The organism is Streptomyces sp. NRRL F-5727 (genome assembly GCF_000719555.1).
In the GTDB taxonomy this organism is placed as follows: Bacteria; Actinomycetota; Actinomycetes; order Streptomycetales; family Streptomycetaceae; genus Streptomyces.
Window position 1 is genome coordinate 49,851 of sequence record NZ_JOGX01000022.1, and the last position, 17,721, is coordinate 67,571.

Sequence of the window (17,721 nt, forward strand, 5' to 3'; positions counted from 1 at the left end):
CGGCCTCGTAGTACTCAAGGGGGACGGCCCGGGATCCGCATCCAGCCGGACGCGGGCCTCCCCGGGCCTTCCGTACCGTGGACGGCGTGAACCCGACACAGACCCCCGACACGGGCAGCCGCAGCCCCGAGCTCCGCATGACGTTGGACGCCATCGGCGGTCTGCGTGAGGACCTCTCCGGCGACGCCCTCTCCTACCGTCCGCTGCCCCGGCTCGCGCCGGACAGCCCCGTGCTGCGCTTCCTGCCCCGGCGGCTGCGCCCGCACGCCGTGCTGCTGCCGCACGCGGCGATCGCCTTCCTCGCCCTGGTGACCTTCCTCCTGGGCTTCGACGAGATCAACGACACCGTCGGCCCGGTCGCCCTCGTCACCTGCGTGGTGCCGACGGCCGCCGTGCTCCTCACCCTGATCCGCCCCGCCCCGGCCTTCTGGCTGTCGATCTGCTCGACGCCCTTCGTCGCCTACCTGACCGGGTACGACGGCTGGCCCTGGGCGCCGAGCTCCTTCGCCGCCCACCTCTTCGTCCTCGTGATCGTCGCCCTGCGGACCCGGCCCCGCACCGCCGCCTGGATGTGGGCGGTCACCGCCGCGTACGCCACCTTCACCGCCTTCTTCCTGGGCATGGGCTCGGGATACGGCTTCAACGGCGCCGAGATGCTGTTCTTCTCCGCCCTCTTCCTGCTGGTCATCGCCGTCGTCCAGATCCGCAGCCAGGCCGTCCGCGAGGTCACCGCCCAGCAGACCGTCACCGCCGTCGAGCGGTCCCGGCGGACCCTCCTCGAAGAGCGGACCACCATCGCCCGCGAGCTGCACGACGTCGTCGCCCACCACATGTCGGTGGTCGCCATCCAGGCCGAGGCCGCGCCCTACCGGGTGGAGAACCCGCCGCCGGAGCTGGAGCAGGCGTTCCGCACCATCCGGGAGAACGCGGTCGCCGCCCTCACCGAGCTGCGCCGCATCCTCGGTGTCGTCCGCGCGGAGGACTACGAGGCCCCCGACGCCCCGCAGCCGACCCTCGCCGACCTCGACGGCCTGGTCGCCAACGTCCGGGAGGCCGGGCTCGACGTGACCGTGACGGTGACCGGCGCGGTGCGCGAGCTGCCGCAGGGCGTGGAGCTGTCCGCGTACCGGATCGTCCAGGAGGCGCTGTCGAACGTGCTGCGGCACGCGCCCGGCGCCCCGGCGAAGGTCGAGGTCAGCCATGTCCTCGGCGGTCTCGGCCTGCGGATCGCCAACGGCCCGGCGCGCGGCCTGGTGAAGCCCTCGCCGGGGGCGGGCCACGGCATCACGGGCATGCGGGAGCGTGTCACGATGCTCGGCGGCGAGATGACCGACGGGCCGACCGAGGACAGCGGCTACGAGGTCGCCGTCTTCGTCCCCGTCCAGCGGGAAGGGGCCGACCAGTGATCAGGGTGCTGATCGTCGACGACCAGATCATGGTCCGTGAGGGCTTCTCCGTGCTGCTCGGCGCGATGCCGGACATCGAGGTCGTCGGGGAGGCCGTCAACGGCCGGGAGGCCGTCGCCCAGGTCGCGGCCCTCCGCCCGGACGTGGTCCTCATGGACATCCGGATGCCCGAGCTGAACGGCATCGAGGCCACCCGGGAGATCGTCGCCGCCGACGCGGACGCCAAGGTGCTCGTCCTGACCACCTTCGACCTCGACGAGTACGTCTACCAGGCGCTGCGCGCCGGCGCCTCCGGCTTCCTCCTCAAGGACGCCTCCGCGCGGCAGCTCGCCGAGGGCGTCCGGGTCGTCGCGGCCGGGGAGGCGCTGCTCGCGCCGACCGTGACGAAGCGGCTCATCACCGAGTTCGCGAAGTCCGCCGACACCGCGCCGAAGGCGCCCGCCGTCTCCCAGGTCGGCGAACTCACCGAGCGCGAGACGGAGGTCCTGGTGCTGATCGCCCAGGGCCTGTCCAACCAGGAGATCGCCGGCCACCTCGTCGTCGCCGAGTCGACGATCAAGACGCACGTCAGCCGGATCCTGGTGAAGCTGGGCCTGCGCGACCGGACCCAGGCGGCGGTCTTCGCGTACGAGGCGCGGCTGGTCCAGGTCGGGCGCTAGGCCCTGTCGTCACACTCCCGCCTGCCCCGCGACGCCATGCACGCGCTCTCGCCGCACCGGGCACAAGCCCACGTACGTCCAGTACGAGCGCTCGCGCCCGGCACGCCGAGAGCACGCACCTGACGCCGCAGGGCCGCCCTTCGGGCAACGGCGGGAGTGCGACGACAGGGCCTGGCGGCCGGTACGGGGGTAGCGTCCGTGCCATGGACGCCGTCGCCGCATTCGACCCCTGGTCCCCGGAGTTCGTCGCCGACCCGTACCCCGCGTACGCCGCGCTGCGGGAGGGCGGGCGGGCGCACTGGTACGGGCCCGCCCGGCAGTGGCTCGTCCCGCACCACGCGGACGTGTCGGCGCTGCTGCGGGACCGGCGGCTCGGGCGGACGTACACCCACCGCTTCGGCCACGAGGAGTTCGGGCGCCCGGCCCCCGACCCGCGGCACGAGCCCTTCCACACCCTCAACGACCACGGGCTGCTCGACCTGGAGGGCGCCGACCACACCCGGATCCGGCGGCTGGTGTCGAAGGCGTTCACGCCGAGGACGGTGGAGAAGCTGGCGCCGACGGTACGGGAGCTGGCCGCCGGCCTGGTCGGCGAGCTGGTCGCGGCGGGCGGCGGCGACCTCCAGGCGGCGGTCGCGGAACCCCTGCCGGTCGCGGTGATCGCCGCGATGCTCGGCGTCCCGGAGGAGGACGAGGAGCGGGCCATGCTGCGGCCCTGGTCGGCGGCGATCTGCGGGATGTTCGAGCTGAACCCGTCGGAGGAGACGGCCCGGCGGGCGGTCCGGGCGTCGATCGAGTTCTCCGGCTATCTGCGGGAGCTGATCGCGCGGCGGCGGTCCGACCCGGGCGACGACCTGATCTCGGCGCTGATCGGGGTCGAGGAGCTGACCGAGCAGGAGATGATCTCCACCTGCGTGCTGCTGCTGAACGCGGGGCACGAGGCGACCGTGAACACCGCGACGGGCGGGGTGTGGACGCTGCTGCGGCACGGGAGGTGGGACCCGTCCCTGTCGGCGGACCTGTCGTCGGATCCCGGGAAGTTGTCCACAGCTGTGGACGAACTCCTGCGGTACGACACGCCGCTCCAGATGTTCGAGCGCTGGGTCCTCGACGACATCGAGATCGGCGGGACCGTCATCCCCCGCGGTTCGGAGGTCGCGCTCCTCTTCGGCTCCGCCAACCGCGACCCGGCCCGCTTCGGCCCCACCGCGGACGCGCTCGACCTGACCCGCGCGGACAACCCCCACGTCACCTTCGGCGCGGGCATCCACTACTGCCTGGGCGCGCCCCTGGCCCGCCTCGAACTCGCCTCGCTCTTCGCCGAGTTGCTGCGGCAGGCGCCGGGAATGCGGCTCGCCGCGGACCCCGTCCGGAAACCCGGTTACGTGATCCGCGGCTTCGAGTCGCTGCTCGTGGAGGTGTGAGCCCGTCAGACCTGGAGGTCGCGGCGGCGCAGGGCCGCCAGGCCGGCCGTGGTGAGGGCCGCCGCCAGGGCGGTGAGGAGGAGGACCGGGGTCCAGGTCATCTCGGGGCCCGGCAGCTTGGGCAGATGGGCGAAGGGGGACACGTTCAGCACGCCCCGCGGGAGGTCCAGCGCCGGGCCGATCCAGCCGAGCGCCAGGCAGAGTCCGGCGACCGCCCAGCCGCCCCCGGCCGCCCGGGGCACCGCGCCCCACAGCAGCGTCGCCACGGCCGCCAGGGTCCAGACGGCCGGCAGCTGGGCCAGCGCCGCGCCGAGGACGGGCCCGTACGCGCCGCCGAAGCCGAGGGAGAGCCCGAGGCCCGCCGCGAGGAGGATCAGCGCCGAGCCGGCGAACGCGGGGACGAGGTGGCCGGCCGCCCAGCGGAGCCGGCCGAGGGAGCCGGCGAGGAGGGGTTCGGCGCGGCCGGAGGTCTCCTCGGTGTGCGCCCGCAGCACCGCGCCGACCGCGTACAGCGCGGCGAGCATCCCGAAGAGGGAGACCATCGTGGCGAGGAAGGCGTCGGTGAGGGCGGCCTGGCCGCCCATCCGCTCGAAGATCTCCCGGGCCTTCTCGTTGTCACCGACCAGCTCCGCCGCCCCTTCGGCCATGCCGCCGAAGACGAGTCCGCCGAGCAGGAAGCCGAGCCCCCAGCCGGTCAGCGCGCCGCGCTGGAGCCGGAAGGCGAGCGCCCCGGCCGTGGCGAGCCGGCCGGCGGCCGGGCCGGGCCGGGTGGCGAGGAAGGAGGCGCCGACGTCGCGGCGGGCGGCGAGCCCGTACGCGAGGACCGTCTGGGCGAGCACGGCGGCGGCGATCAGCAGCAGCACCCACCAGCGCTCCCCGCCGTAGGCGCGGACGTTCTCCGCCCAGCCGACCGGCGAGAGCCAGGTGAGGACGGAGGAGCCGGAGGCGTCCCCGGAGTCGCCGGCCGCGCGCAGCACGAACGCCAGGCCGAGGACGCCGCCCGCGATGCCCTTGGCGAGCCGGGCGCTCTCGGTGAGCTGCGCGGCGAGCGCGGCGACGGTCGCGAAGACCATGCCGGTGCCGCCGACGGCGAGGCCGAGCGCGAGCGCCCCGGCGAGGCCCTGGCCGGCCAGCCCGGCGACGATCAGCAGCGCGGCGGCCGCGTTGAGCGTGAGCGCGGCGAGGAGCGCGGAGGTGAGCGGCGCACGGCGGCCCACCGCCCCGGCGGAGAGCAGTTCCTGACGGCCCGTCTCCTCCTCCTCGCGGGTGTGCCGGACGACGACGATGAGCGAGGCGACGGCGGCGAGGACGGCGGCGAAGGTGCCGAAGCGCCAGGCGACGAGCCCGCCGAGGGAGTCGGAGAAGACCGGCCCGTAGAGGGAGCGCAGGGAGCTGTTGGCGGTCATGGAGGCGGCGAGTTCGGCGCGCGCCTCGGCCGTGTCGTACAGCCCGCCGAGGGAGCCGGGGCCGGAGGCGACGAGGCCGCCGGTGACCAGGGCCCACAGCGGGATGGCCAGCCGGTCGCGGCGGAGCGCGAGCCGGGTGAGGGTGCCGGTGCCGGCGAGCGCGGTCATGAGGCCACCTCTTCGTCCGCGTAGTGGCGGAGGAAGAGCTCCTCCAGGGTGGGCGGGGTGCTGGTGAGCGAGCGGACGCCGGCGGCGAGGAGCGTGGCGAGGACCGGGTCGAGCTTGTCGGTGTCGACCTGGAGGCGGACCTTGCGGCCCTCGACGCGCAGGTCGTGGACGCCGGTGAGGCGGTCCAGGCCCTCGGGGGCGCCGGCGAGTTCGGCGGTGACGCTGGTGCGGGTGAGGTGGCGCAGGTCGGCGAGCGAACCGGACTCCACCGTGTGCCCCTTGCGGATGATGGAGACCCGGTCGCAGAGGGTCTCGACCTCGCTGAGGATGTGGCTGGAGAGCAGGACGGTCCGGCCCCGGTCGCGGGCCTCGCGGACGCAGTCCTGGAAGACCTCCTCCATCAGCGGGTCGAGGCCGCTGGTGGGTTCGTCGAGGACGAGGAGTTCGGCGTCGGAGGCGAAGGCGGCGACGAGGGCGACCTTCTGCCGGTTGCCCTTGGAGTAGGTGCGGCCCTTCTTGGTGGGGTCGAGCTCGAAGCGCTCGATCAGCTCCGCGCGGCGGGCCGGGTCGAGGCCGTTGCCGCGCAGCCGCCCGTACAGGTCGATCACCTCGCCGCCGGAGAGGTTGCGCCAGAGGGTGACGTCGCCGGGCACGTACGCGAGGCGCCGGTGGAGGGCGACGGCGTCGGCCCAGGGGTCGCCGCCGAGCAGCCGGACGGTGCCGGAGTCGGCGCGCAGCAGCCCGAGGAGGACGCGGATGGCGGTGGACTTCCCGGCGCCGTTGGGGCCGAGGAAGCCGTGGACCTCGCCGGTGGCGACGGTGAGGTCGAGTCCGTCGAGGGCGTGCGTGCGGCCGAAGGACTTGTGGAGTCCGGCGACGCTGATGGCGTTCGTCATGCTTCGGAACGTACACTCATTTCACAAAGTTGTGAAGTTAAGGAACCGTATAAAGTTCGGTTCCGAGGCGTGAGCGAGGAAGACGAGGGAGCCATGACCAGGAGCGACGACGAAGCCGTGTCCCGTTTCGTGGAGCGTTTCGCCGCGGAGCTGACCGAAGCGGGCATGCAGCGGATGGCGTCCCGGGTCTTCGCCGCCCTGCTCGCCTCCGAGACGGCCTCACTGACCTCGGCGGAGCTCGCCGAGCAGCTGCAGATCAGCCCCGCCGCCGTCTCCGGCGCCGTCCGCTACCTCACCCAGGTCGGCATGGTCGCCCGCGAACGCGAACCGGGCACCCGGCGCGAGCGGTACGTGCTCCACAACGAGGTCTGGTACGAGACCTTCACCCGCCGCGACCAGATCCTGATCCGCTGGGAGAAGGTCCTCCGCGAGGGCTCCGACACCCTCGGCCCCACCACCGCGGCCGGCGCCCGCACCGCCGAGACCGCCGACTTCTTCGCCTTCCTCCAGGAGGAGATGATCGCGATGCTGGACCGCTGGAAGGAACGGAAGGCGGCCCGGGCCGCTCAGGACTGACGCTCGGGCTCCATCACCAGGGCCGGCCCGTCGAGCAGCTCGGCGGCCGCGCGGGAACCCGCCTCCGCGTACGGCGCGGCGGGCCACAGCGGCCGCTCCCCGCACCACGCCACGACCACCGGATCCCCGTCGCCGTCCTCGCCGTCCCGGTCGAGCCAGCCCCGCAGCTCCACCGTCCCGGTCGGCTCCACCGACCGGTCCGGCGGCAGCAGCGGCAGCACCGCCTCGGGCCGGTCGTCCGGCCCGCCGTGCGCGGGGAACAGCACCAGGAGGGCGCCGTCCCCCACCGGCTCGGGCACGAGCGCGTACCGCCGCTCGACGGGCACGGGAGCGGTCGCGGCCCGCACCAGCACCCGGACGACCGGCACGCCCCGGTGCCAGGTCGCGAAGCAGGCCCAGGCCAGCCAGGACGCGCCGAGGAGCAGCAGCACGGAGCTCAGGAGCACGTCCGGCCCGCCGGACTCCGGCTCGGGCCAGATCACGTCGGTCGCGAGCAGGCCGCCCATGACCGCCGTGACCGCCGCCGCGCCACCCACCTGGGTCAGCCCCGCGATCCGGCGCAGCCCCCGCACCCGCCACCACGGCACCACCCGCACGTCCGCCTCCGGACGCCGCGTCCGGGCGTCCCGGCCGGCGGCCGCCCACTGCTCGGCGTGGGCGGCGAGCCGCGCGTACGTGAGCGCGGGAGGACCGGCGGCGCCGGCCGCCGCCGGCGACTCCGCGGGGGCGGCGGTCCGCGGCTGGGCCGGCAGCGGCAGCCCCGCCAGGCCCGCCTGCTCGGCGCGGGCCACGGCCCTGCGCCGCGCCGCCGCGCCCCGCACCGGCTTCGCCCGGAAGAGCGCGCCGCCGCCGGGGGCCGCCAGCACCCCGCCCTTCGCCGGGTCGCCGCACCACCACAGCACGCCCGCCGGGGCCGGCCGGACCGCCGCCCAGCGGGCCCGCGACGCGATCGGCCGCAGCACCCACCGGCCCTCGCCGTCCGGGGCCGTCAGGACGACGGCCTCGCCGGACATGGCGCGCGAGAAGGCCGCGGCGGGATGCGCCGACCAGGGCCCCGCCGACAGGATCCGGCGGAAGCGCCGGGCGTACGCGAAGCGCCCGAGGCCGAGGAGGAAGGACGCCACCGCGCCCGCGACGATCCAGGCGACCAGTTCGCCGCCGTCCGTGAACGACGCGACGCCGACGGCGAGGGCGGCCAGGACCGCACCGCCCGCCAGCAGTCCGCCGCCGCCCCGCCGGTACGCCGCCAGCGCCTCCGCCGTCGCCGGCAGATCCAGAGCACGTGCCACTTCGACCCCCCAAGGTCACACCCGTCACACTCTGGGGCGAAGGTATCCCCCGCGCACCCGGCGGGAACAGCCTCAGGCCGGCGGGTCCGGGTCCCGGGGCAGGGTCAGCCCCCAGCCGGCCGCGCGGACCGTCCAGGTGCGGCGGCGGACCGGGCCCGTCACCCGGCCGTCCGCGCGGTAGCGGAAGTCCGGGCCGGAGACCGTGAGGGTGCCCACGACGGCCAGGCGGGGCGCGCCGGCCGGCCCGGCCGGGTGCACGGTCACCTCCGCCGTACCGCCGCCGCCGTCCACCGGGCGGGCCGTCACCGCCGCCACCGGCGCGTCCACGTCGGCCAGCAGCACCCCGTCCGCCTCCACCCGCAGCCGGTGCACCGGCACCGACGGGACCGGCGGCGCGGCCGGCCGCACCAGGGTGCGGACCAGGGAGCGGCAGGTCCCCCAGACGGAGGGCGCGCTGCCGGCGGCGGGCGCGGGCAGCGCCGGCACCCGCAGATCGCCCAGGACCACCCCGTCGCTGTCGTCCACCAGCAGGTCCAGGCTCCGCACCGCCCCGTCCAGGACCGTCCGCGCCGCCACCACCGCAGAGCGCGGCACGCCGAGGCCGTACGCGACCTCCAGCGCGTCCGGCGGGCCGATCGGGACCAGCGCGAGCGGCGCCCGGTCCCGGTGCAGCAGGGCCACCGCGCGCAGCAGCGCCCGGTCGTCGCCCAGCACGACGGGGCGGCGGGAGCCGCGCCGCGACAGGGCCCGGGAGAATTCCTCGGGAGAGTCCGGCAGGCAGATCTTCGCTTCCGCGCCCGCGGACAGAACATCTTTCGCGATCCGTACGGACTCGCCGTCACTTCGGCGGGCGACCGGGTCGACGATGACCAGCAGCTGGTCGTGATCCGACACCTCGGTCCTTCCTCGGGTAGCATCTTTGTGCAAGAGCCCCTTGCGCTATTGCGCCAGGGGCTTCGTCTATTCCGGGGCACACCGGTGAGGCGGCGTATGCCCCCTGACCTTGGACATGCCCCACCCGGAAGGGGTGTACGCCTGTGCCCGCACTTGTGCTGCTCGGTGCTCAGTGGGGTGACGAGGGCAAGGGAAAGGCCACCGACCTGCTCGGTGGATCCGTGGACTACGTGGTGCGTTACCAGGGCGGCAACAACGCCGGCCACACGGTCGTCGTCGGCGACCAGAAGTACGCGCTGCACCTCCTCCCTTCCGGAATCCTCTCCCCGGGGTGCACCCCGGTGATCGGAAACGGTGTCGTCGTCGACCCGGCGGTCCTGCTCTCCGAGCTGAGCGGACTGAACGACCGCGGCGTCGACACGTCGAAGCTCCTGATCAGCGGCAACGCGCACCTGATCACCCCGTACAACGTCACCCTCGACAAGGTGACGGAACGGTTCCTCGGCAAGCGCAAGATCGGCACCACCGGCCGCGGCATCGGCCCCACCTACGCCGACAAGATCAACCGCGTCGGCATCCGGGTCCAGGACCTGTACGACGAGTCGATCCTGGAGCAGAAGGTCGAGGCGGCCCTGGAGCAGAAGAACCAGCTCCTCGCCAAGGTCTTCAACCGCCGCGCGATCGAGTCCGGCCGGATCGTCGAGGAGATGCTCCAGTACGCGGACCAGATCAAGCCGTACGTCGCGGACACCACCCTGATCCTCAACAACGCCATCGACGAGGGCAAGGTCGTCCTCTTCGAGGGCGGCCAGGGCACCCTCCTGGACGTGGACCACGGCACGTACCCCTTCGTCACCTCCTCGAACCCGACCGCCGGCGGTGCCTGCACCGGCGCCGGCGTCGGCCCGACGAAGATCAACCGGGTCATCGGCATCCTCAAGGCGTACACCACCCGCGTCGGCGCCGGCCCGTTCCCGACCGAGCTTTTCGACGAGGACGGCGAGGCGCTGCGCCGCATCGGCGGCGAGCGCGGCGTCACCACCGGCCGTGACCGCCGCTGTGGCTGGTTCGACGCGGTCATCGCCCGCTACGCCACCCGCGTCAACGGCCTGACCGACTTCTTCCTCACCAAGCTGGACGTGCTGACCGGCTGGGAGGAGATCCCGGTCTGCGTCGCGTACGAGATCGACGGCAAGCGCGTCGAGGAGCTCCCGTACTCCCAGACCGACTTCCACCACGCGAAGCCGATCTACGAGACCCTGCCCGGCTGGTCGGAGGACATCACGAAGGCCAAGACCTTCGCGGACCTCCCGAAGAACGCGCAGAACTACGTGAAGGCGCTGGAGGAGATGTCCGGCGCCCCGATCTCCGCCATCGGCGTCGGCCCCGGCCGCACCGAGACCATCGAGATCAACTCCTTCCTGTAGGCGGTACGCCGAAGGGCCCGCATCCGGTTCGCCGGGTGCGGGCCCTTCGCGCGTCCGCGTCAGTCCACGCGGTGGTACTCGCCCGGCTCCGTGTCCACCATCGGGTAGACCTGCAGGATCTCCTCGCCCTTGTACGTCGTCAGGACCAGGTAGCTGCCGAGGTGGTCGCTCACGCACTCGGAGTCCGCGCCGGGCTCCAGCGCCATCGGGCCGAGGACGTACGGCGGCGTCGTGGTCGCCAGGATCGCCGTCCGGGTGCAGTTGACCGCGTCGGCCAGCGTGTTGCCCTCCTCGTCGGTCCGCGGGTAGGCGTTCAGCGAGCGGAAGACGGTCGCGCCGACCGCGCCCTGGGTGATCGTCACCTCGTCGGTGTAGCGGTCCGCGTCCGGGCCGTCGACCAGCGGCTTCATCCGCCAGCGGCCGAGGTACTTCGCGGGCAGGATCGCCGAGCCGGTGCGGGCCTTGTGGAAGGTGGCCTTGGCGGTGCCGGAGGACCATTCCAGGACCTCGGGGGAGCGCAGGGTGAGGGTCTGGTGGGCGGCCGCCATGCACCGCTGCGGGGGCACGCTGGTGGTCACGTCGGACTCGCCGAGGACGACCTTGTCCTCGTCGGCGGAGACCAGCCGCGAGCGGCCCATGCACAGCCGGTTGTCGCCGACGTGCGTGTAGACGGCGGTCTTGGCCCCCGGCGCGCCCTGGACGAGCTCGATCCGGATGGTCTCGCGGGGGATCTCCGGGCTGCCCTGGAGGACGCCCTCCCAGGCGCCCAGGAAGGCGGCCGGCACGGCCCCGGCGGGCCGCGCCGAGGACGACGCCGAGGACGCCGAGCCGCCGCCCCTGCCGTCGGGGGTGGTGGTGTCCGGCCCGCCGAACGGCCAGAGGGCGTAGCCGACGCCCGCCGCGGCCGCCACGGCGGCGGCCGTCAGCGCGGCCGTCAGCACCCGCCGCCGGGTCCGGGACCCCTGCCGGTCCGCCTCCGGCTCCGGCTCGGGCGCGGGCCCGGCGGACCGGCCGGCCGTCGGATCGCCGGGCGCGGCGCCGCCCCGCGTCCGGTCGGCGGCCTCCCCGGTGGCGTCCCCGGCCGCCTCCCGGGCGACGCCCGCCGCGCTCTCCGCCTCCAGGAGCCGCGCCGCGTGCCGGCCGAGGCGGGCCAGCACGCCGGCGGGCAGCCACGGGTCGGCGAAGGGCAGCGTCTCGGCGATCTCGGCGGCCGTCGGCCGGGCCTCCGGGTCCTTGGCGAGACAGGCCCGGATCAGGCCGGTCAGCGCGGGCGCCACGTCGGTCAGGTCCGGCTCGTCGTGGGCGATCCGGAACATCAGCGCGTGCACCCCGCTGTCGGAGGTGCCGAAGGGGGAGCGGCCGGTCGCCGCGTAGGCGAGGACCGAGCCCAGGCAGAAGATGTCGGAGGCCGGGCCGAGCCGTTCGCCGCGCACCTGCTCGGGCGACATGAAGCCGGGGGAGCCGACGACGGCGCCGGTGCTGGTGAGCCCGCCGTCGGTGACGGTGTCGACGGCCCGGGCGATGCCGAAGTCGATGATCCGGGGGCCGTCGACGGTGAGCAGCACGTTGGAGGGCTTGAGGTCGCGGTGGACGAGCCCGGCGCCGTGGATGTGGTCGAGGGCCCGGCCGAGACCGGAGCCGAGGGCGCGGACGGTCGCGGGCGGCAGCGGCCCGTACTCGTCGCCGACGACGGTCCGCAGCGAGGGGCCGGGGACGTAGCCGATGGCGACCCACGGGGCGGCGGCGGTGGTGTCGGAGCCGAGGACGGGCGCGGTGCCGGTGCCGCCGACCCGCTCCAGCGCCTCGACCTCGCGGGCGAAGCGGCGCCGGAACTCCTCCTGGGCGGCCAGTTCGGCGTGCACCACCTTCACGGCGACGGTCCGTCCGCCGGCCGAACGCGCGAGGAACACCCGGCCCATGCCGCCGACCCCGAGCCGGCCGACGATCCGGAACGGGCCGATGCTGACCGGGTCTTCCGCGTTCAATGGCTCCACGTGGCAAGAGGATGCCAGACCGGACGGAGGGGCCGGTGACGGTCCGGGTCACGGTCCGGTGTCAGCCTTCCCCGCAGATCCGCAGCCCCTTGGGGATGGCGCGGGGCAGGTGTCCGCGGGCGCGCACGCAGCGGGCCCGGAGGGCGTTTCCCGGGCCGCCGCGGCGGGGGTCGTCCGGGTGGCCCGGCAGGGGTTGCCCGGGTCGGAGAGGCGTGGATGTAATGGCCGTGAGGGGGCCCTTCCGGAGGAGGAACCCCATGCGTGTCGTCGAAGTGACCGCCTACGGCGGACCCGAGGTCCTCGCATCGGCCCGTCGGCCGGAGCCGGACCCGGCGGACGCCCCCGGGCGGGTCCGGGTGCGGCTGAAGGCCGCCGGAGTGAACCAGGCGGACCTGAAGATCCGCTCGGGCCGGCTCGCGGCCGCGCTCGGCGAGCTGGCCCCGCCCTTCGTGCTCGGCTACGACTTCGCCGGGGTCCTGGCCGACCCGGCGCCGGGCCTGCCGGTGGGCACCCGGGTGGCCGGTTTCGTGCCCTGGGTGGCGGAGGCGACCGGCGCGGGCACGTACGCGGAGACGATCCTGGCGGACCCGGCCTGGCTGGCGCCCGTGCCGGACGAGGTGGACTTCACGGCGGCGGCCTCGCTGCCGCTCCCCGCGCTGACGGCCGCGCAGGCGCTGGACCTGCTGGCGCTGCCGGAGGGCGCGACGCTGCTCGTCACCGGCGCGAGCGGGGTGGTGGGCCGGCTCGCGGTGCAGCTGGCGGCGCGGGCGGGGCTCCGGGTGATCGGCCTCGGCGACGCCGACGACGCCCATGAGCTGCGGGTCCTCGGGGCCCACGGGGTGGTGGGGCGCGGGGCGCCGGACGAGGTGATCACCGGGGTGCTCGGCTTCGCGCCGGAGCGGGTGGACGGCGTCTTCGACGCGGCGCTGATCGCCGATCCGCTGATGCCCGTGGTGAAGGACGGCGGGGTCTTCGTCTCCGCCGCCGGGGAGCGGATGCCGGTGGCCGAGCGGGACATCCGGGTGGACGCGGTGGTCGGCCGCCCGGACGCGGCGCGGCTGAAGGAGCTGCTCGAACTGCTCGGCGCGGGCGGTCTGGCGACCCGGGTGGCCGACGTGCTGCCGCTGGAGGAGGCGGCGGAGGCGCACCGGCGCGTGGAGGCGGGCCACCGGCCGGGCCGGATCGTGCTGATGATCTGACGGCCGGGGAGAAGAACAGCGCGTGTTCCGGACAACCCTGGGGGGCCTTCGCTGGTCGGAAGGGTGCACACGAAACACATCAGGGGGGAATTCGATCATGTTCGAACGACGCGTGCCCGGGCTGAGGGCGGCCCTCGCCGCCACCGTTGCCGCGGTGGCGGTCACGACCGGCGCGGGCTCCGCCGTGGCCGCCCCGGAGGCGGACCCGATGGTGGCGCCCGTCTTCCATCTGTACGGCGTCCACAAGCAGACCCGCGACCTGTGGGAGTGGCGGCACGACGGGCCGCACCTCACCAGCGACCTGGCTCTCCCGGCCGACCAGTCGCACCTGGCCGACATCATCACGGTCGACAACGACAACGACGGTTACGGCGAGGCCAGGTGGACCCTGTACAAGGACGGCCGTCTGGACTTCGTCGGCATGATCGACGGCTCCTGGCATTCGGCGAAGACCGTCGGCAAGGGCTGGAACGTCTACCCCGAGGTCCTGTCGCCCGGCAACCTCGGCGGGGCCGGGCAGGCCGACCTGATCGGCCGCGACACGGCCGGCGTGCTGTGGAGCTACCTGAGCTACCCGGACGGCCGCCTCACCACCCGGACGCGGGTCGGCGGCGGGTGGAACGCGTACGACCAGCTCGCGGGCCAGGGCGACCTGACCGGCGACGGCAGGGCCGACATCGTCGCCCGCGACAGGACCGGCGTCCTGTGGCTCTACAAGGGCACGGGTGACTACAAGGCGCCGTTCGCGGCCCGCACGCGGATCGGCGGCGGGTGGAACGCGTACGACCGTCTGCTGTCGCTCGGCGACGACAACCAGGACGGCAAGGTGGACCTGCTGGCCCGGAAGACGACGGGCGAGGTGCTCAGCTACGCGGGCACCGGCGACGCGGCGAAGCCGTTCAAGGCGCCGGTGCCGTACATGGGCGCGTACATGAAGAACTTCAACCTCCTCTAGTCGCGGGCGAGTTCACGCGACGGCGGCCCCGACCCGGTTCTCCGGGCCGGGGCCGCTCCCCCTTCCGGCGCCGCCCGTCTTGAGTTCTGGTCTAGACCTTGACAGGTACAGACCATTCCCGCTTCGCTGGCCTTCCCCCCACCGGAAGGACGACAGCGCATGCGACGACGTCTCCTCGCCCTCCTCGCCGCCCTGTGTACGGCGTTCGGGCTCGCGGTCCTGCTCCCCGCCACCGCCGGCGCGGCCCCCGCCTGCGTCACCGCCTGGAGCTCGGCCCAGGTCTACACGGGCGGCATGACCGCCTCGTACAACGGCCACAACTGGTACGCGAAGTGGTGGACGCAGAACGAGCGCCCCGGCACCACCGACGTCTGGCGCGACGAGGGCGTCTGCGGCACCGACGGCGGCGGCGGGACCCCGGACCCGTCCGGATTCGTGGTCACCGAGGCCCAGTTCAACCAGATGTTCCCGAACCGGAACCCCTTCTACACGTACGCCGGTCTGGTCGCCGCCACCAAGAAGTACCCGGCGTTCGCCGGCACCGGCAGCGACACCGTCAAGAAGCAGGAGGCCGCGGCCTTCCTCGCCAACGTCTCCCACGAGACGGGCGGGCTCGTCCACATCGTCGAGCAGAACACCGCCAACTACCCGCACTACTGCGACTGGGGCCGGCCCTACGGCTGCCCGGCCGGCCAGGCGGCCTACTACGGCCGCGGCCCCATCCAGCTCTCCTGGAACTTCAACTACAAGGCCGCCGGCGACGCCCTCGGCATCGACCTCCTGAACAACCCCTGGCGGGTCGAGCGCGAGCCGGACGTCGCCATGATGACCGGCCTCTGGTACTGGAACACCCAGAACGGCCCCGGCACCATGACCGCCCACAACGCCATGGTCAACGGCGCCGGCTTCGGCCAGACCATCTGGGCCATCAACGGCAGCCTGGAGTGCAACGGCGGCAACCCCGCCCAGGTCCAGAGCCGCGTCACCAAGTACCAGCAGTTCACCCAGATCCTCGGCGTCCCGACGGGCCCGAACCTGTACTGCTAGGCCCGTCTCAGCAGCGCCCCCAGCTCGCCTTGGCCACCCAGGTCAGGGCGAGCGCGGGCGTGAACGCGGCGACGAACGCGGGCAGTCGGTCGTACCCCGCCACCGGGAACTCCAGCGCCATCGGCAGCAGCAGCACCACCCCGGCCAGCAGGATGCCGAGGGCGGGCAGATGGACCACCGGGTGGAAGCGCCGTATCCGCCGGAGGTCGGAGACCTCCATGTACGACTTCATGCAGCACCCGGCGATGATCACCCACGGCCAGACGAAGATCGCGGTCATCCAGGTCAGGAACGTCGAATCCCCGTCGACCCGGTCGTGCTCGCTCACCGGCCCGTCCGACGCCCCCGGCGCGTAGTACACCTCCAGCTCCGTGCCCGGCGCCGGCGGCTCGGGCGCGGTGGAGTACCCCTTCACGGTGACCTCGCGGGCCCCGTCCCGGAACGGCACGCGCACCACGACGTCGGACAGGTAGTACGGGTCGTTGTCCTCGCCCTCCGGCACGTACTCGGGCTTCCCCGCCAGCCGTACCACCGGCACCGTGTACTGCCCGTACCCCGCCGTCTCCATCCGCTCCTCCCACTGCCCCCGGGCGCTGCCCGGGGTGAAGATCAGGAGGAACGCGGCCAGGGTGGACACCGGGACGCCGAAGGCGAAGAGGTACGGCAGCACCTTGCTGTCCGGCCGGGCCTTGCGCGGCGGCGCGTCCAGGTGCCCCTTCCCCCGCACCCGGTACGAGGCCACCACCCACCCGGCCGCGCAGAGAATCGACGCCCCCGCGAGCGCCACCTCCGGCACCAGCGGCGGATACGCGGACACCCCGGCCAGCGAACACCCCACCGCGCCGGCCGCGCTCACGACCATCCCCCACCCGAAACCCCTGGTGGCGGCGCTCCCCCCCCGACCTCTCCATGGCGCGCAGCATAAACGCAGTGTCGTGTCCGGCGCGCTCTCGGTGGACAAGATGGTGATGGCCGCCCCACCTGCGGTTCCTTACAGTTCGGGGCATGACCCCTCATGTCGTGCCCGACCCCCAGGCCGGCGCCGCCGTCAAGGCCGCGGACCGCGCCCACGTCTTCCACAGCTGGTCCGCCCAGGGCCTGATCGACCCGCTCGCCGTGGCCGGCGCGGAGGGGTCGTACTTCTGGGACTACGACGGCAACCGCTACCTCGACTTCACCAGCGGACTCGTCTACACGAACATCGGCTACCAGCACCCCAAGGTGGTCGCCGCCATCCAGGAGCAGGCCGGGAAGCTCGCGACCTTCGCGCCCGCCTTCGCCGTCGACGTCCGCTCCGAGGCCGCACGCCTCATCGCCGAGCGCACCCCCGGCGACCTGAACAAGATCTTCTTCACCAACGGCGGCGCCGAGGCCGTCGAGAACGCCGTCCGGATGGCCCGGCTGCACACCGGCCGTCACAAGGTGCTCTCCGCCTTCCGCTCGTACCACGGCGCCACCTCCACCGCGATCAACCTCACCGGCGACCCGCGCCGCTGGGCCTCCGACACCGGCTCCGCCGGCGTGGTGCGCTTCTGGGCGCCCTTCCTCTACCGCTCGCCGTTCTACGCCGAGACGGAGCAGCAGGAGTGCGAGCGCGCCCTCGCGCACCTGGAGGACACCATCGCCTTCGAGGGTCCCGGCACCATCGCCGCGATCATCCTGGAGACCGTCCCCGGCACCGCCGGCATCATGACCCCGCCGCCCGGCTACCTCGCCGGCGTCCGCGAGATCTGCGACAGGTACGGCATCGTCTTCGTCCTCGACGAGGTCATGGCCGGCTTCGGCCGCACCGGAAAGTGGTTCGCCGCCGAGCACTTCGACGTCGTCCCCGACCTGATGACCTTCGCCAAGGGCGTCAACTCCGGCTACGTGCCGCTCGGCGGCGTCGCCATCAGCGAGGAGATCGCCGCCACCTTCGCGACCCGCCCCTACCCGGGCGGCCTCACCTACTCCGGACACCCGCTGGCCTGCGCCGCCGCCGTCGCCACCATCCAGGTGATGGAGGACGAGAAGGTCGTCGAGAACGCCGCCCGGATCGGTGAGAAGGTCCTCGGCCCCGGCCTGCGCGAGCTCGCCGAGCGCCACCCGTCCGTCGGCGAGGTCCGCGGCCTGGGCGTCTTCTGGGCGCTCGACCTGGTGAAGAACAAGGAGACGCGCGAGCCGCTCGTCCCGTACAACGCGGCCGGCGAGGCCAACGCCCCGATGGCCGCCTTCGGCGCCGCGGCGAAGAAGAACGGCCTGTGGCCGTTCGTCAACATGAACCGCACCCACGCCGTCCCCGCCTGCAACGTCTCCGAGGACGAGGTCAGGGAGGGCCTGGCGGCCCTGGACGCGGCCCTCGCCGTCGCCGACGAGCACACGGTCTGACGACGAGAGCACCC

General features: G+C 73.9%; 15 protein-coding genes. 9 read left to right on the top strand and 6 right to left on the bottom strand.

The window, feature by feature from the left end:
• Nucleotides 1–137 precede the first annotated feature (137 nt).
• The 3 genes from IF73_RS0117295 (at nucleotide 138) to IF73_RS0117305 (ending at nucleotide 3,489) form a co-directional block, all read left to right on the top strand.
• Complete coding sequence (locus IF73_RS0117295) at nucleotides 138–1,406, top strand: sensor histidine kinase (RefSeq protein WP_051716887.1); 1,269 nt, start codon at nucleotides 138–140, stop codon at nucleotides 1,404–1,406.
• Nucleotides 1,403–2,065, top strand: a complete 663-nt coding sequence (locus IF73_RS0117300; protein WP_031008756.1) for a response regulator — start codon at nucleotides 1,403–1,405, stop codon at nucleotides 2,063–2,065. Before IF73_RS0117295 ends, IF73_RS0117300 begins: the two co-directional genes overlap by 4 nt.
• A 203-nt stretch (nucleotides 2,066–2,268) precedes the next feature.
• On the top strand, nucleotides 2,269–3,489 hold the full coding sequence (locus IF73_RS0117305; protein WP_031008757.1) for a cytochrome P450: 1,221 nt from the start codon (nucleotides 2,269–2,271) through the stop codon (nucleotides 3,487–3,489).
• A 5-nt stretch (nucleotides 3,490–3,494) separates the two neighbouring features.
• On the opposite strand, the gene IF73_RS0117310 is transcribed toward IF73_RS0117305, so the two are convergent.
• Nucleotides 3,495–5,063 (bottom strand): ABC transporter permease, encoded by a 1,569-nt coding sequence (locus IF73_RS0117310; RefSeq protein ID WP_031008762.1) that lies wholly within the window; start codon nucleotides 5,061–5,063, stop codon nucleotides 3,495–3,497.
• Entirely contained in the window at nucleotides 5,060–5,959 is a 900-nt protein-coding gene (locus IF73_RS0117315) for an ABC transporter ATP-binding protein (RefSeq protein WP_031008764.1), read from the bottom strand. The genes IF73_RS0117310 and IF73_RS0117315 overlap by 4 nt, the downstream gene beginning before the upstream one ends.
• Nucleotides 5,960–6,052: 93 nt before the next feature.
• Between IF73_RS0117315 and IF73_RS0117320 the strand changes: the two genes are divergently transcribed.
• A complete protein-coding gene (locus IF73_RS0117320; RefSeq protein ID WP_031008766.1) occupies nucleotides 6,053–6,535 on the top strand; it encodes a GbsR/MarR family transcriptional regulator in 483 nt (160 codons plus the stop codon).
• Here the strand turns inward: IF73_RS0117320 and IF73_RS0117325 are convergent.
• Entirely contained in the window at nucleotides 6,526–7,824 is a 1,299-nt protein-coding gene (locus IF73_RS0117325; RefSeq protein ID WP_031008768.1) for a hypothetical protein, read from the bottom strand. The genes IF73_RS0117320 and IF73_RS0117325 overlap by 10 nt on opposite strands.
• A 72-nt stretch (nucleotides 7,825–7,896) precedes the next feature.
• Entirely contained in the window at nucleotides 7,897–8,718 is an 822-nt protein-coding gene (locus IF73_RS0117330; RefSeq protein ID WP_031008770.1) for a hypothetical protein, read from the bottom strand.
• A gap of 143 nt (nucleotides 8,719–8,861) precedes the next feature.
• Between IF73_RS0117330 and IF73_RS0117335 the strand changes: the two genes are divergently transcribed.
• Nucleotides 8,862–10,145, top strand: a complete 1,284-nt coding sequence (locus IF73_RS0117335; protein WP_031008772.1) for an adenylosuccinate synthase — start codon at nucleotides 8,862–8,864, stop codon at nucleotides 10,143–10,145.
• Nucleotides 10,146–10,204: 59 nt separating this feature from the next.
• On the opposite strand, the gene IF73_RS0117340 is transcribed toward IF73_RS0117335, so the two are convergent.
• Entirely contained in the window at nucleotides 10,205–12,139 is a 1,935-nt protein-coding gene (locus IF73_RS0117340; protein ID WP_031008774.1) for a serine/threonine-protein kinase, read from the bottom strand.
• Between the two features lie 257 nt (nucleotides 12,140–12,396).
• On the opposite strand from IF73_RS0117340, the gene IF73_RS0117345 reads away from it, so the two are divergent.
• From IF73_RS0117345 to IF73_RS0117355, 3 genes are all read left to right on the top strand, one after another.
• Nucleotides 12,397–13,338, top strand: a complete 942-nt coding sequence (locus tag IF73_RS0117345; RefSeq protein WP_031008776.1) for an NADP-dependent oxidoreductase — start codon at nucleotides 12,397–12,399, stop codon at nucleotides 13,336–13,338.
• A gap of 97 nt (nucleotides 13,339–13,435) precedes the next feature.
• Nucleotides 13,436–14,293 (top strand): FG-GAP repeat domain-containing protein, encoded by an 858-nt coding sequence (locus IF73_RS0117350; RefSeq protein ID WP_031008778.1) that lies wholly within the window; start codon nucleotides 13,436–13,438, stop codon nucleotides 14,291–14,293.
• A gap of 159 nt (nucleotides 14,294–14,452) precedes the next feature.
• Nucleotides 14,453–15,340, top strand: a complete 888-nt coding sequence (locus IF73_RS0117355; RefSeq protein WP_031008780.1) for a glycoside hydrolase family 19 protein — start codon at nucleotides 14,453–14,455, stop codon at nucleotides 15,338–15,340.
• Between the two features lie 7 nt (nucleotides 15,341–15,347).
• On the opposite strand, the gene IF73_RS0117360 is transcribed toward IF73_RS0117355, so the two are convergent.
• Entirely contained in the window at nucleotides 15,348–16,196 is an 849-nt protein-coding gene (locus IF73_RS0117360; protein WP_158822021.1) for a hypothetical protein, read from the bottom strand.
• Between the two features lie 149 nt (nucleotides 16,197–16,345).
• Between IF73_RS0117360 and IF73_RS0117365 the strand changes: the two genes are divergently transcribed.
• The gene (locus IF73_RS0117365) at nucleotides 16,346–17,707 is read left to right on the top strand and encodes an aspartate aminotransferase family protein (RefSeq protein WP_031008784.1); all 1,362 of its coding nucleotides are present in this window, start codon (nucleotides 16,346–16,348) and stop codon (nucleotides 17,705–17,707) included.
• The last annotated feature ends 14 nt before the right edge of the window (nucleotides 17,708–17,721 follow it).

Coding starts and splice junctions, on each gene's coding strand:
- IF73_RS0117295 (WP_051716887.1), top strand. CDS start 138: ATGACGTTGGACGCCATCGGCGGTCTGCGTGAGGACCTCTCCGGCGAC.
- IF73_RS0117305 (WP_031008757.1), top strand. CDS start 2,269: ATGGACGCCGTCGCCGCATTCGACCCCTGGTCCCCGGAGTTCGTCGCC.
- IF73_RS0117310 (WP_031008762.1), bottom strand. CDS start 5,063: ATGACCGCGCTCGCCGGCACCGGCACCCTCACCCGGCTCGCGCTCCGC.
- IF73_RS0117315 (WP_031008764.1), bottom strand. CDS start 5,959: ATGACGAACGCCATCAGCGTCGCCGGACTCCACAAGTCCTTCGGCCGC.
- IF73_RS0117320 (WP_031008766.1), top strand. CDS start 6,053: ATGACCAGGAGCGACGACGAAGCCGTGTCCCGTTTCGTGGAGCGTTTC.
- IF73_RS0117345 (WP_031008776.1), top strand. CDS start 12,397: ATGCGTGTCGTCGAAGTGACCGCCTACGGCGGACCCGAGGTCCTCGCA.
- IF73_RS0117350 (WP_031008778.1), top strand. CDS start 13,436: ATGTTCGAACGACGCGTGCCCGGGCTGAGGGCGGCCCTCGCCGCCACC.
- IF73_RS0117355 (WP_031008780.1), top strand. CDS start 14,453: ATGCGACGACGTCTCCTCGCCCTCCTCGCCGCCCTGTGTACGGCGTTC.
- IF73_RS0117365 (WP_031008784.1), top strand. CDS start 16,346: ATGACCCCTCATGTCGTGCCCGACCCCCAGGCCGGCGCCGCCGTCAAG.